Source organism: Ruminococcus sp. 1001136sp1_2201st1_G3_2201SCRN_220225 (assembly GCF_040924365.1).
Taxonomy (GTDB): domain Bacteria; phylum Bacillota; class Clostridia; order Lachnospirales; family Lachnospiraceae; genus Blautia_A; species Blautia_A faecis.
In genome coordinates, this window is sequence record NZ_JBCOME010000010.1 from 37,857 (window position 1) to 54,745 (window position 16,889).

18 protein-coding genes are annotated in these 16,889 nt (G+C 43.3%); 16 read left to right on the forward strand and 2 right to left on the reverse strand.

Annotated features, from left to right (window positions below; genetic code table 11):
* The 5 genes from AB5642_RS05335 to AB5642_RS05355 form a co-directional block, all read left to right on the forward strand.
* Positions 1-950, forward strand: a 950-nt coding sequence (locus tag AB5642_RS05335) for a ribonuclease J (RefSeq protein WP_368371487.1), incomplete at its 5' end; no start/stop codon positions are given.
* Positions 951-961: 11 nt separating this feature from the next.
* Positions 962-1,300 (forward strand): YlbF family regulator, encoded by a 339-nt coding sequence (locus tag AB5642_RS05340; protein ID WP_148461290.1) that lies wholly within the window; start codon positions 962-964, stop codon positions 1,298-1,300.
* Between the two features lie 9 nt (positions 1,301-1,309).
* A complete protein-coding gene (locus AB5642_RS05345) occupies positions 1,310-1,858 on the forward strand; it encodes an endolytic transglycosylase MltG (protein WP_118578542.1) in 549 nt (182 codons plus the stop codon).
* A complete protein-coding gene (locus AB5642_RS05350) occupies positions 1,855-2,511 on the forward strand; it encodes an O-methyltransferase (protein ID WP_118578540.1) in 657 nt (218 codons plus the stop codon). The genes AB5642_RS05345 and AB5642_RS05350 overlap by 4 nt, the downstream gene beginning before the upstream one ends.
* The gene (locus AB5642_RS05355) at positions 2,504-3,730 is read left to right on the forward strand and encodes a U32 family peptidase (protein ID WP_173719318.1); all 1,227 of its coding nucleotides are present in this window, start codon (positions 2,504-2,506) and stop codon (positions 3,728-3,730) included. The genes AB5642_RS05350 and AB5642_RS05355 overlap by 8 nt, the downstream gene beginning before the upstream one ends.
* A gap of 89 nt (positions 3,731-3,819) precedes the next feature.
* Here AB5642_RS05355 and sigK read toward each other — a convergent pair whose 3' ends face one another.
* Positions 3,820-4,449 (reverse strand): RNA polymerase sporulation sigma factor SigK, encoded by a 630-nt coding sequence (gene sigK / locus AB5642_RS05360; protein ID WP_118578536.1) that lies wholly within the window; start codon positions 4,447-4,449, stop codon positions 3,820-3,822.
* Positions 4,450-4,482: 33 nt separating this feature from the next.
* Between sigK and AB5642_RS05365 the strand changes: the two genes are divergently transcribed.
* The 11 genes from AB5642_RS05365 to AB5642_RS05415 all read left to right on the forward strand — a co-directional run bounded on the left by AB5642_RS05365 (position 4,483) and on the right by AB5642_RS05415 (position 16,491).
* On the forward strand, positions 4,483-4,752 hold the full coding sequence (locus AB5642_RS05365; RefSeq protein ID WP_173719317.1) for a hypothetical protein: 270 nt from the start codon (positions 4,483-4,485) through the stop codon (positions 4,750-4,752).
* 6 nt (positions 4,753-4,758) lie between these two features.
* Positions 4,759-8,352 (forward strand): DUF5717 family protein, encoded by a 3,594-nt coding sequence (locus tag AB5642_RS05370; RefSeq protein ID WP_226840989.1) that lies wholly within the window; start codon positions 4,759-4,761, stop codon positions 8,350-8,352.
* A gap of 4 nt (positions 8,353-8,356) precedes the next feature.
* Positions 8,357-9,634, forward strand: a complete 1,278-nt coding sequence (locus tag AB5642_RS05375) for a DUF5716 family protein (RefSeq protein WP_148461294.1) — start codon at positions 8,357-8,359, stop codon at positions 9,632-9,634.
* 12 nt (positions 9,635-9,646) lie between these two features.
* Positions 9,647-10,429, forward strand: a complete 783-nt coding sequence (locus AB5642_RS05380) for a hypothetical protein (protein ID WP_173719316.1) — start codon at positions 9,647-9,649, stop codon at positions 10,427-10,429.
* Between the two features lie 132 nt (positions 10,430-10,561).
* On the forward strand, positions 10,562-11,455 hold the full coding sequence (locus AB5642_RS05385; protein WP_173719315.1) for an amino acid ABC transporter substrate-binding protein: 894 nt from the start codon (positions 10,562-10,564) through the stop codon (positions 11,453-11,455).
* A 186-nt stretch (positions 11,456-11,641) separates the two neighbouring features.
* A complete protein-coding gene (locus AB5642_RS05390; RefSeq protein ID WP_173716412.1) occupies positions 11,642-12,292 on the forward strand; it encodes an amino acid ABC transporter permease in 651 nt (216 codons plus the stop codon).
* Between the two features lie 70 nt (positions 12,293-12,362).
* Positions 12,363-13,055: an amino acid ABC transporter ATP-binding protein gene (locus tag AB5642_RS05395; RefSeq protein ID WP_148461297.1), complete on the forward strand. Its 693-nt coding sequence runs from the start codon at positions 12,363-12,365 to the stop codon at positions 13,053-13,055.
* 153 nt (positions 13,056-13,208) lie between these two features.
* On the forward strand, positions 13,209-14,156 hold the full coding sequence (locus AB5642_RS05400) for an ABC transporter permease subunit (protein WP_148461298.1): 948 nt from the start codon (positions 13,209-13,211) through the stop codon (positions 14,154-14,156).
* Between the two features lie 15 nt (positions 14,157-14,171).
* On the forward strand, positions 14,172-15,077 hold the full coding sequence (locus AB5642_RS05405; RefSeq protein WP_148461300.1) for a carbohydrate ABC transporter permease: 906 nt from the start codon (positions 14,172-14,174) through the stop codon (positions 15,075-15,077).
* A gap of 30 nt (positions 15,078-15,107) precedes the next feature.
* Positions 15,108-16,253, forward strand: a complete 1,146-nt coding sequence (locus tag AB5642_RS05410; protein ID WP_173719314.1) for a glycoside hydrolase family 27 protein — start codon at positions 15,108-15,110, stop codon at positions 16,251-16,253.
* Positions 16,254-16,272: 19 nt separating this feature from the next.
* A complete protein-coding gene (locus AB5642_RS05415; RefSeq protein WP_148461302.1) occupies positions 16,273-16,491 on the forward strand; it encodes a hypothetical protein in 219 nt (72 codons plus the stop codon).
* Here the strand turns inward: AB5642_RS05415 and AB5642_RS05420 are convergent.
* On the reverse strand, positions 16,481-16,756 hold the full coding sequence (locus AB5642_RS05420) for a hypothetical protein (protein WP_330602882.1): 276 nt from the start codon (positions 16,754-16,756) through the stop codon (positions 16,481-16,483). The genes AB5642_RS05415 and AB5642_RS05420 overlap by 11 nt on opposite strands.
* Positions 16,757-16,889: the final 133 nt, after the last annotated feature.

A 16,889-nucleotide genomic window follows, 5' to 3' on the forward strand; every position in this document is an offset into this window, starting at 1 on the left:
GTGTACAGCAGATCATCAATACTGCATACCGATTTGGACGTAAAGTGGCAGTAGAAGGCCGCAGTATGGTAAATGTTATTACCACTGCCGCAGAACTTGGCTATCTGCGTGTTCCTGACCAGACTCTGATCGAGATCGACCAGGTAAAGAACTATCCGGATGAGCAGCTTGTTCTGATCACTACAGGAAGTCAGGGCGAGTCCATGGCTGCTCTTTCCCGTATGGCTGCTAATATCCACAAGAAGATTACCATTAAACCTAATGATGCAATTATTTTCAGCTCTCATCCGATTCCAGGTAATGAGAAGGCTGTATCCAAGGTTATCAACGAGCTTTCCATGAAAGGTGCAAAGGTTATTTTCCAGGATGCACATGTATCCGGACATGCCTGCCAGGAGGAGATTAAGCTGATCTACTCCCTTGTGAAGCCGAAATATGCAATTCCGGTACATGGTGAATATCGTCATCTGACTGCCCAGAAGCTTGTTGCAGAGGAACTTGGATATTCCAAGGACAATATTTTTATTCTGAAATCCGGAAATGTTCTGGAGATTGATGAGAATAGTGCGGCTGTTACTGGTTCCGTACACACAGGTGCAATTCTTGTAGACGGTCTTGGAGTCGGAGATGTTGGTAATATTGTACTTCGCGACAGACAGCATCTTTCCGAAGATGGTATTATGATTGTTGTCATGACATTAGAGAGACACAGCAATGTGGTACTGGCAGGACCGGATATTGTTTCCAGAGGTTTTGTGTATGTAAGAGAGTCAGAAGACCTTATGGATCATGCAAGAGAAGTGGTTGAGCTGGCTCTTGACGGATGTCTGGATAAAGGTATCACAGACTGGAGTAAGATTAAGGCAGCAGTGAAGGATGCACTCAGCGACTACGTATGGAAACGTACCAAGAGAAGTCCGATGATCCTTCCAATCATTATGGAGGCATAAGCAGAGGCGCGATGAACGAGATAAAAGACTGTATAGATGCACTTCTTGCAGCTGTACAGAACAGTGAGGAATATCAGGAATTTGAGAAATACAGAGATCTTCTGAAGGAGAACCCGGAGCTTATGGACCGTGTGAATGCATTCAGAGGAAACAATTTCAGACTACAGAATGAAGCAAACAGAGATGAGCTGTTCCGGGGAACGGAGCAGCTCAACAGAGAATCCAGGGAGCTGCGCAGAGATCCCCTTGTAAACGCATTTCTTGATGCGGAGCTTGCTCTTTGTAAACTTATGCAGAAGATATGCAGGACACTTACAGAGGGAATCGATCTGGACATTCCTGAGTTATAAGGAGGAAACATGGGTAATACAAGAGATCAAGTGGGAAAAGCAGGGCTTTTTGTAGCTGGTGGAATTTTTCGTACTGCTTTTTACGTCTGTGTTGCAGTGCTGATTTTCTGGATTGGCAAGTCGGCCTATCAGTTTGGCTACAATGTTTTTAACCAGCAGGCAGTCAGCCCGGGAGCAGGTCAGGAAGTGACAGTTGTGATTCCGGAAGGCTCATCCACGTATGATGTAGCCAAGATCCTGAAAAGCAAGGGACTGATCGACGACAGTCTGGTGTTCTTTGCACAGGAGAAACTTTCTACATATAAGGGACAGATGCAGGCTGGAACTTATCTGTTAAGTACAGCTTACACTCCTACACGTATTATGGGTATTCTTGCTGGTGATGAGGAGCAGACTGGTGTTACGCAGGATAGTGCCACAGCAGCTGATACAGCGGCCCAGACAGATACTCAGACTACAGATGCAGGAACTGATACAGCTGATACCCAGAGTGCAGATGGTACAGCAGATACTCAGGCAGCTGATGGAACTGCAGGGGAAGGAGAGTCCGGACAGTGATCGTAGAGGAGAGAATGCGCACTTACATCAATTCTCTTGATATGGGGAATACTCCTTTTCTGGAAGAACTGGAAAAAGAAGCACTTGCAGGAAGGGTTCCCATTATCCGCAAGGAAATGCAGAGCTTTCTGAAAATGTTTCTTGCAGCAACCCGGCCGATGAAAATACTGGAGGTCGGAACGGCAGTAGGTTTTTCCACTCTGCTGATGTGCGAATATGGACCTGAGAATCTGAAAATAACAACAATTGAGAATTATGAAAAAAGGATCCCTATTGCCAGAGAGAATTTCAGGAAGGCAGGACGGGAATCCCAGATAGAGTTCCTTACCGGGGATGCAGGAGAGATCCTGAAAGAACTTACTGGAACTTATGATCTTATTTTTATGGATGCTGCCAAGGGGCAGTATATGAACTGGCTGCCGGATGTGCTTCGATTAATGCATAAGGGCAGCGTTCTTGTTTCTGATAATGTTCTTCAAGAAGGGGACATTATCGAATCCCATTATCTTGTAGAGAGACGCAATCGTACCATTTATAAGCGTATGCGTCAGTATCTCTATGAACTGAAGCACAATCCGCTGCTGGAGACCTCCATCCTTCCGTTAGGAGACGGAGCCTCCATCAGTGTAAAGAAAGAGGAGTCATATGCGTAAACCAGAATTATTAGTTCCGGCAAGCAGTCTTGAGGTTCTGAAGATTGCCACGGTTTTCGGAGCAGACGCTATTTATATCGGAGGAGAGGCTTTTGGGCTTCGTGCCAAGGCCCGCAATTTTTCAAAAGAAGAGATGGCGCAGGGAATTGCATTTGCCCATGAGCATGGTGTAAAAGTCTATGTGACAGTGAATATTCTTGCGCATAACTATGATCTGGCTGGTGTAAGAGAGTACTTGAAAGAGCTTAAGGAATTAAAACCGGACGCCTTGATCATCGCTGATCCTGGTATTTTTACCTATGCCAAGGAAATCTGTCCGGAGATTGAGCGTCATATCAGTACCCAGGCAAATAACACTAATTACGAAACCTATCGCTTTTGGTACAAGCTTGGAGCGAAGCGTGTGGTAACTGCCCGTGAGCTTTCTTTAGAAGAGATTCGCCAGATCCGTGCCAATATTCCAGATGATATGGAGATTGAGACTTTCATTCACGGAGCGATGTGTATTTCCTATTCCGGACGCTGTCTTCTCAGCAATTTCCTGGTAGGAAGAGATGCCAATCAGGGATCCTGCACACATCCGTGCCGTTGGAAATATTCCATTGTGGAAGAGTCGAGACCCGGAGAGTATATGCCGGTTTATGAGAATGAGCGTGGTACTTACATTTTCAATTCCAAGGATCTTTGCATGATCGAGCACATGGATGACATTCTCACAAGCGGAATCGACAGTTTGAAGATCGAGGGTCGTATGAAGACAGCTCTTTATGTAGCAACTGTCGCACGTACTTACCGCAAGGCTATTGATGATTATCTGGAAGATCCGGCCAAATATCAGGCAAACATGTCCTGGTATCAGGAGCAGATCGCAGGCTGCACTTACCGTAAATTTACAACTGGCTTCTTTTATGGCAAACCAAGCGAGGAAGCACAGATCTATGACAATAATACCTATGAGAAGGGGTATACGTATCTGGGATTTGCAGAAGCTGTAGATGAGAGAGGCTATGTGCAGATTACACAGAGAAACAAGTTTACAGTAGGAGAGATGATCGAGATCATGAAACCGGATGGAACCAATCTTCTGGTTCCTGTAAAAGCTATCTATGATGAGGAGGGCAATTCCGTAGAAAGCGCTCCCCATCCGCAGCAGAAGCTGTTTGTAGATCTTGGCGGTGAGGCAGAGGTTTATGATATCCTCCGCCGTAGTGAAGCATAAGTCTGAGAGTAATTCAGAAAAATAATCGTTACTGGTCACGGAATGAACAGTAACAAATAATCATAGAGGTAAAACTCGCAGAGCGTGTTTTACCCGTTTTCAGGAAAAAGCGTCCGCAATTTTTGCAGGGCGTTTTTTTCAATTCTGGATACATAGGAGCGGCTGATGTGAAGGTGCCTGGCGATTTCCCGCTGCGTCTGTTCCTTTTGCCCAAAGAGACCGAAACGGCAGCAGATCACCTCATATTCTTTGGAAGACAGTACAGACTTCATGGAATCCAGTACATGACGGATATCTTCTCTGGTGGAATACTCTTCCACAACGTCCACTGCCGGTCCTTCCATTACATCCAGAAGACTGATCTCATTGCCTTCTTTGTCTGTACCAATGGGTTCATACAGCGAGATTTCCCGGGAATGCTTCTTGCGGGAGCGGAATAACATAAGCAGTTCATTGTTGATACACTTTCCAGCATATGTGGACAGCCGGGCTGCTTTTGTGGAATCAAATGTGGAGATGGCTTTCATTAATCCAATGGTGCCAATGGAAATCAGATCGTCCAGTTCTACATCTGTTCCCTGATATTTTTTTACTACATGGGCAACAAGCCGCAGGTTACGTTCTATGAGAATATTTTTTGCTTCCATATCGCCCCTTTGGTACTGCTGAAGATAATACTGCTCCTCGGCCATTGTCAAAGGTTTCAAAAATGTCTTCAAATCGCTACCTCAAAGGGGATTTCTATATAGTCTATGAAAAATACAGGCTTTAAGTGCCTGGCTGCCTTTTTTTACTGCGGAAAAAATCGTGGCAGGATTCTTTTTATATTTTACATTGAAATAAAGGGTGAAAATCATTATAATAATGTCAGAGTAACTGCCTGGAGCGTGTTTGAAAAAGGCTCTGGTTCGAAAGAGGCAGTGACAGCGAGTAACAGGATTACTGTTCCGCAGCAATGTTTTGAGAAGCGTGTTGCTGTGAAGTTTGTGGACAGTAACAAGAACACGAAAGACGTAAGGTGAATGATTTTGAAAAAAAAGATCGAACAGCTTTTAAACGGAAAGTTTGAATATGAACAGCCCCAGCTCCTTTTTTCCAAGGAGAAGATTTCCCTGACCATGAAAGCAGGGGAGACGAAGAGAGGGGAAGTGTACGTTGGAACAGAGGATAATCAGAAGATCCGTGGTTATGTTACTTCTTCCAGCCGCCGGGTGGTACCGGGAATGGACCATATTTCCGGAACTACTGTGCGTCTCCCGCTTGGAATTGATACGGTAGGACTTGCTCCCGGAGAAAACCTGAAGGGATGGCTGTGCTTTACTACAAATATTGGAGAGGCCCGTCTTCCTTTTGAAATTGAGATCGAGAAAGAGGAAATACGCAGCTTTTCAGGTGTGGTAGGGAATCTGGACGAATTTGTAAAAGTTGCCCGGGATGATTTTAAAGAGGCATTCCGTATTTTTAAAGATGCCAGCTTCACCAGAATTCTGGAAAATGAGGATCAAAAGATCCAGACACTTTATTATGGTCTGTCCAGACAGCCGGTGACATATCAGCATCTGGAAGAATTTCTCATTGCCGCAGGCAAGAAGGAAAAAGTAACCATAAGTGCCAGAGAGGTGGGCAAAGAATACTATGAGTTGAAAGACTCTTTGAAAGAATCTTTTTATATTCAGAGAAGCGGATGGGGGCATCTGCGCCTTGATGTGGAAGCTGTTGGAGAGTTTCTGGAAGTTCCCCGCAAGGTGGTAACAGACGAAGATTTTATTGGCAGCCATTATGAAGTGGAATATCTGGTACACAAGGAGAAATTAAGACAAGGCAATCAGTTTGGCAAAATTATAGTAAAAAGCCCTTATCAGGAGATTACTTATACCGTTGTTGCATCCACAAGTGGTAAACTGGATGTAGATATCCGTCTGACTCAGGAGAAGAGTAAACTGGATCTTCAAAAAGACTGTCTGGCCTACTTGTGCTATGAGACTGCTGTGGCAAGCTGTCTTGCGGGAAAGGAGAATCCAGGGGTCAACAGCTGGATGGATTTTTCCACCTGGAGTGCAAGCAGCCACTATATTCTGAACCAGCTTCACCAGTCCGGATGTGATTATCCGGAATACCAGATGTATGAGGCCTTTCTTCTTTACATGGAGAACCATCATGAGGAAGCAAGAGTTCTTCTGGAAAGCTATCAGGATAAATCCTATACAAGAGATGATCTGGAGTTTGCTGGAATTTATCTGTATCTGTGCACGCTTACCGGTTTATATAAGGACAAGGTTCACGCCCTGTCCAGAATCCGCAATTTTTACATGCAAAAAAGTGACAGTTTTCCGCTTTTATGGATCCTGCTGAAGCTGGATCCTGCATACAAGGAGACTCCGTCCAAGGCATTATTTGTGCTGGAAGAGCAGTTTGGCAAGGGCTGCAGGAGTCCGTTCCTCTATCTGGAAGCATGGAAGATCATCTGCAAGGACATGACTCTTCTTCACAGGCTGAACAGCTTCTGGGGACAGGTATTCCGCTTCGCGGCAAGAAGAAACCTTCTTACAGAGGAGCTGGTAATGCGTCTTGCATATCTTTCTGGGTATGAGAAAGATTATAACGAAAGTATTTATCAGGCATTGGCAAAGGGCTATGAACAGTATTCTTCAGAGGATACCCTGGAAGCCATCTGCAAATATGTGATGAAGGGAAACCCAAGAAAGACCGAATATTTCCGCTGGTTTTCCCTGGCAGTGGAGCATGGGCTGCGTCTTACAAGACTTTATGAGTATTATGTGGAGACTATGGACACTTCCAGACGGATTGAGCTTCCAAAGGCTCTTCTCATGTATTTTACTTACAACAGCGATTCCCTTGGAGATTCCAAGCGGGCATTTATTTATTCCTGCATTATTGCAAATAAGGAAAAAGAGCCGGCAGCATACCAGCGCTATATGTCAGGTATGCGGGATTTCGCCAGGAAAAAACTGGCTGAGGGCAAAATGAATGAGAGCTATGCTGTCTTATATCAGGAGTTTCTGATGGAGCCTCGCACAAAAGAGGCGGCAGATTCCATTGCGCAGAAAATGTTTACCCACCGCCTTTATTTTGATGATAAAAAAGTCCGCTATGTGATCGTTCGTCACAGTCAGATGGAATCAGAGGAGACTTATACCTGTGTTCAGGGCGTAGCTTATCCAAGAATTTATACAGAAGATGCTGCTATCCTTTTTCAGGATGACAAGCAGCGCAGATACAGTGCTACTGTAGATTACAGCTTGAAGAAGACCATGGATGAGGATGGGGCAGTGAGAAAAGTTCTTGCCCTTGGCGTGGACGAGCCAGGTGTGCTTCTTCATTATTGCGAAAGCCATGAACTGGACAAAGATAATCTGGATATTTTTCAAAGACTGGTCAAATCCGATGCTTTTTGCATGGAGTATAAGCAGAAGGTACGTCGCAGGATTCTGGATTATTATGCAGAGCATGTATTTGGCGAAGATCTGGATCAATATTTAAAGCAGATGGATTACCAGGAATACGCCCGTGTGGACAGGCAGAAGCTTCTGGTGGTTCTTATAAGCCGCGGTCTTTTTTCCCAGGCACAGGCCATTGTGGAGGAATTCGGCTATGAGGGCGTGGACATGCGAAGCCTTTTGAAACTGGTAAGCCGCATGATCGTGCGCTGCGACATGCTGGAAGACGAGGAACTTCTGGCTTTGGCATCTGATGTTTACAGAAATGGATTTTATGATGAGGTGATCCTCACATATCTTATGAAATATCGTTTTGGACCTGTGGATGAAATGTTTTCCATCTGGAAAAGTGCTGTGGGATTTGAAATGGATACCTATGATCTGGAGGAAAAAATCCTTCAGCTTCTTATGTTTACCACGGATTACCGCAAGGAGGGAGAGCATGTTCTGGAATCCTACATTCGCCATTCCGGAAGGGAGTGGATCGTAAGCGGATATCTGACCCATGTTTCCTATGGCATTTTTGTAAAAGAATACACCATGAGTCCTTTTGTGAAAAACTGTCTGTTGAATGCATATATGCAGAAATGGATGGTAAATGAAGTCTGCTATCTGGCTTTGTTTAAAGAGCTTTCCAGGGAAAAGAGCAGAAAAGAGGCTCTTCTTTCCATAGAAAAAGAGCTTCTGAAAATGTGCATGGACAAAGAAATGGTATTTTCTTTCTTCCACAGACTTCCACCGGAAATTCTGAGCCTGTATCAGATGGATGACAAAACATGTGTGGAATATCACACCAGCCCGGAGGCGAAGGTAACCCTTGTATATGCTTTGGATACCGGACTTGGACGTGCGCTGGAATATAAGACAGAGCCTCTTAAGAATGTATATGAGGGTATTTTTACCAAGCCGTTTACCATGTTTTACGGGGAAACTTTGCATTATTATTTTTCAGAGGAATGTAATGGACAGACCAAAAGAACGCCAGAGCGGGTACTTGGAATGAGTAAGGTGGAAGGTACACCATTCAGCAAGTACCAGATGATTAATCAGATTTTGTCTGCGCGGAAACTGGACAAGCATCATGAGGTGAAACAGGGACTGAAGCAGTATTTCCGCCAGGAACAGTATGTAAAAGAAATGTTTGTCATTACAGAAGAGGACTGAATATATGAATGAAATTCGTGATTTGATCATAGGAATTGATTTTGGAAAAGATTATTCCCAGATCTGCTATTATGACCGGAAAGGGGAGGAACCCTGCTCTGTGTCCATGAAGGTTGGTGCCCAGGAGTTTGAAGCACCTACCTGTATTTGCAGGCGCGGAGAGCATAAAGAGTACACCATTGGTCTTGAGGCAGTTTATTTTGCCCGGGAAAAAGGGGGACAGATGGTGGATGACCTGTATGGAATCTGTAAGAAAGAAGACAGTGTGCAGATTCTGGGAGAACAGGTGGAGCCATGGGAGCTGCTTCAGGTTTTTCTGGAGGGTATGCTGAAATTTCTGGGAGTTGCAGATCTTGTAAAAAATACAAAATGCCTGGTGATCACAAGTCCTGAGCTTGAGGACCCCCAGGTGAAAAATATGGAAAAAGCCTGCCAGGCCATTGGTTTTTCGAAGAATCAGTACATGCTGATAGACCATGGAGAGAGCTTTTATTATTATTCCCTTACCCAGAAAAGAGAGACCTGGAACCGGAGTATCGGCTGGTATTCTTTTCACCAGGATGAAGTGAAGTTTCAGCAGCTGACTATGGACAGCAGCACAAGGCCGGTGCTGGTACGCCTTGAGGAGCCGAAGAAGACGGTCCTCCCATCTCTTACAGCACCTGAAGAAGAGGGAGAGAAGGCCGTGGAAGCCAGAGATGAGGCTTTCCGTGATTTTATTAAGGAGACTCTTGGAACCGGTCTTTTTTCCAGCATTCAGATCACAGGATATGGATTCAGCCCGGATTGGGCGAAAATATCCATTGGAAGCCTTTGCATGCAGCGAAGAAAGGTTTATTATGGAAATAACCTTTTTGCAAAAGGTGCATGTGCAGCTGGAAAGGAGCGCCTTGAGGATAAGATCCTGAAGGGGTACCGTTATATGAGTCCTGCTCTTGTGCTGAAAGATGTGGGAATGGAAATGCGGGTGATGGGTGCACCGGCATATTACCCGCTTATTGAGGCTGGTAAGAACTGGTATGAGTGTAAAGCTGGCTGTGAGCTGATCCTGGATGATATAACAGAGCTCGTTTTTGTTGTTGGAACCTTCGGCGAGAAGCACAAGAAGAAAGTAATTATGGGACTGCCCGGACTTCCTGAGCGTCCCAATAAGACTACAAGACTGTCTCTGGCCCTTGCATATGTGTCACAGAAGAAATGCCGCGTTGTTGTAAAAGATCTTGGATTTGGAGAAATGTTCCCTTCCAGCGGCAAGGTCTGGGACGAACTGGTAGAGTGGTAAAGGAGGCTGGAAATGAGCGGTTATATTTTATGTCAGACAAAAAAGGCGGACAAGCCGTTTTTTGTGGAGAGTATCAATACCAATATTTACTCACTGGAGGAGCTTTGCTACTTTCTGTACCACAATCTTTATCTGGTGGATTCTTCTGTTATAAATGAAAATCTCTGTATCTGGATCAGCGAGGAACTGGATCTGCCAAGGCTGGCAGCCAAGCTACGTCCTCATCTTGGTAAATTTGCCAGTGCGGAGGATGTGCTTTATCCGGTATTTAAGGAGATCAATTATCTTACTTACGATGAGCTGAAGGCATTGAATGTAAAGCTTGCCAAGCTGGATCAGGAGGCACCTCTTCTTCGAAAAAAGAGAAAAGGGGATGCCCTGGTAGCGAATAAGATGTATGTAAGTGCCATCAAGGTGTATCAGCAGCTTCTGAAAAAAGAAGGGCTGGAGCAGATAAGACCGGGACTGACCATGAGTGTGTGGCATAACCTTGGATGTGCGTACAGCTATCTTTTTCAGATGGAGAAAGCAATGGAGTGTTTCTGGGAGGCGTTTCTTACCCAGAGCGATCCTAAGGAGCTGGTTTGCTATCTGCTTGCTTATCGTAGCGTGAAGAAGCCGCAGGAGTATGAGAACAGGCTGAAGGAGCTGAATGTATCGGAGGAAGTGAAGGATACTTTAAAAAAGGCATTGGATGAGTTTGCGCAGAAAAAGGAGGTCAGCATAAGACCAGGGAAGGCGGATGAAATGCTGGAGAAGCTGACAGGAGAGTATCATAGGAGCACAGGTTCGTGATGAACCTGTGCTTTTTCTAAAAAACTATATTGACAGAATTACTTTCGTATGCTACCATACAACCATGCTTTAATATGGTAGAGTGAAAACGCACTAAAATAATGAGAATTAGATTTCAGGAGGATAGATATTATGAAAAAAAGAATTCTGGCGATTATGATGAGTGCCTTGATGGCAGCAGGTATCTGCTCTAGTGTAACGGTTTATGCAGATGCCGACAGTAAGACACTGACTGTTGGATTTGATGCAGAGTATCCGCCTTTTGGTTATATGGATGAAAGTGGCGAATATGTTGGTTTTGACCTGGATGTGGCGCAGAAGGTATGTGATAATCTTGGATGGGAGCTTGTAAAGAAGCCGATTAACTGGGATTCCAAGGATATGGAGCTGAATTCCGGAAATATTGACTGTATCTGGAATGGCTTTACCATCAATGGACGTGAGGATGATTATACATGGTCTGATCCATATCTGAATAACGAGCAGGTTATGGTAGTCACTTCCGATTCCGGAATTGAGACACTGGCAGATCTGGCAGGGAAGAATGTTGTAGTACAGGCTGCATCTGCAGCACTTGATGCTTTGAACAGCGAGGATAACAAAGAACTGACAGACAGTTTTGCATCCCTTACAGAGAATCCGGATTACAATACCGCATTTATGAATATTGATTCTGGCGCAGCTGATGCTGTTGCTGTTGATATCGGAGTTGCCAAATATCAGCTGGCTCAGAGAGAAGAGGGCAAATATAAGATTCTGGACGAGCCGATCCAGAGCGAGCAGTACGGCATTGGCTTTGCCAAGGGAAATGAGGAGCTTCGTGATACCGTATGGGCTGAGGTTATGAAGCTGTACGACGAAGGTGAGATTGATAAGCTGGCTGAACAGTATGGTGTGGTTGACATGCTTTGCCTGGGAGATGAGGAAGCAGCTGATAAGACAGAAGAGAGCACAGATGCGGCAGAAGAAAATGCAGATTCTGATGAGGCAGCTGATGCAGATGCTGCTGAGGATGAGGCTGAATAATTCACATAGAATATAAACAAGAATATATGTAAAAAAGAGGGTACCTGGCGCACCCTCTTTTCTTAGCGAGAAGGGGTCTGCTCCAAAAGAAGGAGCTTGATTCGCAGAATGTGAATTATAGAATGAAATGAAACGTGAAATGCGATCCCTTAGAACACAAGTATCAACAGGAGGAACACAGTAACTATGAGTTTTAGTGTAATGTTAAGCCAGCTTGCAAAGGGAATGACCGTAACTACGGAAATTTTCTTTGTAACCCTTATATTTTCCCTGCCACTTGGCCTTCTGGTCTGTTGGGGTAAAATGTCCAAAATAAAGATAATCAGATGGATCGTTTCTGCATATATCTCCATTATGCGCGGAACACCTCTTATGCTGCAGCTGATGGTAGTATATTTTGGACCATATTTTATTTTTGGAATCCGGATTTCCATGGGTTATAGCCTGATCGCTGTATTTATTGCTTTTGCAATTAATTATGCCGCTTATTTTGCAGAAATCTACCGTGGCGGAATTGAATCCATGCCAGTAGGTCAGTATGAAGCAGCCCGAATCCTTGGCTACTCAAAAGCACAGACCTTCTTCCGCATCATTCTTCCCCAGGTATTTAAACGGATTTTGCCATCTATTACCAACGAAGTAATCACTCTGGTAAAGGATACTTCATTGGCGTTTGTTGTAGCGGTAGCTGAAATGTTCACTTTGGCGAAACAGATTGCCAGCTCTCAGACCACGATGGTGCCGTTTGTGGTAGCGGCTGTATTTTATTATGTATTTAACCTGCTGGTAGCAGTGATCATGGATAAAGTAGAGAAAAAACTGAACTATTACCGCTAATAATTTATCATCAACCTGCAGTGAATATACATTGTAAAAGCGTGTGCGGGTAACCAGAAGGAGTCACTATATGAAATTATTTGAAATGAAACACATAAAGAAAAGTTTCGGAGCCCTGGACGTTCTCCGTGACATTTCCCTGGAAGTAGACAAGGGCGAGGTTCTTAGTATTATCGGTCCCTCCGGCTCGGGTAAGTCTACATTGCTTCGCTGTGCCACTGGTCTGGAGACACCAGACGGCGGCGAAATCATCAAAAACGGAAAAATCGGATTGGTTTTTCAGAATTTTAACCTTTTTCCCCATTTTTCCGTGATTAAAAATATTACAGACGCTCCAATTAAGGTACAAAAGAGAGATAAAAAAGAGGTTTATGCGCAGGCAAGGGAGCTTCTTAAGAAAATGGGGCTTTCGGATAAGGAAAATTATTATCCCTACCAGCTTTCCGGCGGACAGCAGCAGCGAGTTTCCATCGCCAGAGCCCTTTGCATGAACCCGGATATTCTTTTCTTCGATGAGCCCACATCTGCTTTGGACCCGGAGCTTACTGGTGAAATCCTGAAGGTAATCAAAGATCTGGCAGCCGAGCATATCACTATGGTGATCGTTACCCACGAGATGAGCTTTGCCCGTGACATCTCCGATCGGATTATCTTTATGGATGACGGTCTGATCGCAGTGGAAGGTACCCCGGAAGAGGTATTTTCATCAGAACATGTAAGAATGAAGGAATTCCTTGGGAAATTCCATCAGGGGCTTGTTTAAAATCGTAAGATTTTACCATTTTTTGTAAGATTTCTTTAAATGTGAAAGCACCACCTTTTAACTAAATAGGATATGTCAAAAAAACGGAAGGTTGTATCTGGAATACACCTTCCGTTTTGCGTTATCTTATTAGCAGAGAAGGAGGTATGCTATATGAGCGTGAAAAAGTCAGAAACTGCATTGGCAGAGAGGATTGGAAGAAAAAAATTACGTGGAATCAAATATTTGCTTCTGGCAGTTCCATTTTTAATTTATGTATTTGCATTTTCCTATGTTCCGCTGGTTGGATGGATTTATTCCGTGTTTGATTACAAAATTGGACAGAAATTTCTGGATTTTGGCAGCATGGTTTTTGTAGGACTAGGTAATTTCCAGAAGTTGTTTACAGAACGGTCAGAGGTACTGCGTGTATTGAGAAATACATTGGCGCTTAGCGCACTGGGGCTGCTGGCAACCCCTGTTCCGGTAGTGTTTGCAATTATGTTCAATGAAATAAAAAATTCTAAATTTAAAAAAATTGTTCAGACAGCAACCACACTGCCAAACTTTATCAGCTGGATCATTGTTTATGGTGTTGCTTTTGCTTTCTTTTCTGTAAATGGATTTGTAAGTGTTCTGATGCAGAAAATTGGCATTCAGCCGCCTGTTATGGGAATTCTTGGTGATGTGGATCACACCTGGGTTCTGCAGTGGATTCTGGGAATCTGGAAAAGCTTCGGATGGTCAGCAATTATCTATATTGCAGCGATTACAGGAATTGATTCAGAACTATATGATGCAGCAAAGGTAGACGGAGCCAATAAGATCCAGTCTATTTTGCATATTACAATTCCAGGGATCATGCCTACCTATGTGGTAATGTTCCTTCTTGCAGTAAGTAATATTCTTTCAAACGGATTTGACCAGTATTTTATGTTTTACAACCCTATGGTGGCGGATAAAATTGAAGTGCTTGATTATTATGTATATAAGGTTGGATTTTATATAAATGATTATTCCTATTCCATTACCCTGGGAATGCTGAAGTCAATACTTGGAATTGTATTATTATTTACTGCAAACGCATTGTCGAAAAAAATCAGAGGCGAATCGATTGTATAACTGGAGGTGAGAAGAATGAAAAAAACAAGTTCAAAAATTAAAACATCACCACAGGAGAAATTTCTTCATGTATTAAATGTATTTTTTCTGTTGATTGCAGTATTTCTCTGTGTGTATCCGTTTTATTACATGGTTATTTATTCCCTGTCTGACAGTACAAGGGCATCCCTGGAGGGAATTTATTTCCTGCCAAAGGGCTTCACATTGGATGCATATAAGATGATCCTGAAAAAATCAGGATTCGGACATGCTTTCCTGATTTCAGGAGCCAGAACAGTTATCCAGACAATCCTGTGTCTGTTTGGTTCCTCCCTGTTTGCATATCTGGTAACGAAAAAAGATATGATTGGAAGAAAATTTGTATACAGGTTTGTAGTTATTACCATGTATTTAAGTGCCGGTCTGGTTCCCTATTACATAACCATGAAAGCATACCATTTGAACAACACTTTCTGGCTGTATATTATTCCGGGAATTGTAAACGCATATTATGTCATACTGATCAAAACATTTATAGAACAGATTCCGCAGTCTCTTCAGGAGTCTGCGGAACTTGACGGAGCAGGCTTTTTCAAGATTTATACGAGCATAATTCTGCCTCTGAGCAAACCTATATTGGCGACAGTAGCAGTGTATGCCTCAGTTGGAGCCTGGAATTCCTGGCAGGATAACTACCTTCTGGTGCAGAATCCCAACCTGCAGACAGTACAGCTGATCCTTTATAACTGCATCAATCAGGCACAGATGCTGGCAGACAGTATGAGAAGCGGACAGGTTGGAAATGCAGCTGCTATTTCATTATCAGCAGACAGTGTACGTATGGCAACCACGATTATTACAGTTATTCCTGTTATGCTGGTATACCCTTTCCTGCAGAAATATTTTGTAAAAGGGGTTATGCTTGGAGCTGTTAAAGGATGATATGGGAAAAATTGAACGGAGGATTTAACTATGGCAGTATTGGCACAGAAACCACCGATGGGGTGGAATTCCTGGAACACTTTTGGTGCTCATATAAATGAGCAGTTGATCATGGAAATGGCAGATACTATGGTGGCAGAAGGCTACAAGGAGGCTGGATATGAGTATGTGATCATAGATGACTGCTGGTCCCTGAAGGAGCGTGTGGATGGAAAATTAGTGGCAGATCCGGAACTGTTTCCACATGGAATGAAAGCTCTTGCAGATTATATCCACGGCAAAGGTTTGAAATTCGGCATGTACTCCTGCGCCGGTACGAAAACCTGTGCAGGATACCCGGGAAGCTATGGTCATGAAGCAGAAGATGCAAAGCAGTTTGCCCAATGGGACGTGGATTACCTGAAATATGATTTCTGCTACTTTCCGGTCTGTGCAGATGCAAAAAATGCATATCTTACTATGGCAATGGCTCTTCGAAGCTCGGGAAAGGATATTTTATTTGCAGCCTGTAACTGGGGAAAATATGATCCGTCGGGCTGGATGCGGTCAAGAGGGGCACATACCTACCGCTCTACAGGTGATATTTTTGATATACCGAAAAGTTATAAAGATATTTTTAAAAGCCAGGTAGAGAATATTGAAGGAAATGCACCGGACTGCTACAACGATATGGATATGCTGATCACAGGAATGCATGGAAGCGGCAATGTAGGGCTTAATGGATGTACAGACCAGCAGTATCTTCAGCATTTTGCAATGTGGTCATTCCTTGGCTCTCCTTTGATCATGGGAGCAGATCTTCGAAAAATTGACAAGACTAATAAAGACATTCTTTTAAACAAAGGGCTGATTGCCATTAATCAGGATGAAGAGTATCGCCCTGCATTTCTTGTGGACAATATGGGCGATAAGCGGTATATTCTGGCAAAGCTTCTGTCCGGAAACAGAATTGCCCTTGCATTTTTTAATCTGGAATACGAAAGTGATTATTTGAATACTATGGAAATTTCCTTTTGCGATCTTGGAATTCACTCTGGAACCGGAATAAAAATGAAATTTACAAATGCAGTTACCGGGGAAAGCATTGGTGTTTACCAGGATGCCTTTTCTACACAGGTATTGCCAGATGAGTGCAAGATTACAATTGCAGAGATGATCTTACCGGAAAAAGAGTGAAAACAGGATGAATATGGAAATGACAGATACTAAAAATACTTCCGTCATATGTTGTGTGAAGTGCAACCGTCCAGTGAGTCATGATGAAATTGGTCTTTATAAGAGGATATTTAACCGGGGAGCTGAGACTTTCTGGTGCATTCACTGTATCAGTGAGTATCTTGACTGTCCTGTTCCAAAGCTGGAAAAGAAAATAGCGGAATTTCGTGATATGGGGTGTACACTTTTTACAGAATAAATAGGTAATTGCGAAACTCGCAATGCTCGTTTACAATTTTGTATCTAAGTTTGATACTGTCTGCAAGAACAATGGTAATAAGTTGCGCGATACCAGCAAGGATTAAGTCTGATGCATAAAAATGATTTTGAAATGAAATCGGAATAATCTCATCAATATCGATATGCGTTTCTAATAGGGATAGAAACGCAGGTTTGTTATTTCCAAATTTCTCCTGGCAATCTGTAAAAATATCTGCTAAAGAAAGCTGTTTATATGGTATCATAGATGTTAGAATAACTCCTTTCTTGGTGTATGGTTTATAGTTCCTCGACAATTCTATTATACCGTATCCAGTGAGGGGTTATTTGTTTTTTTTGTAATAAAAAAATGCCGTGTTTATGCGGCTTGTGGCGTTT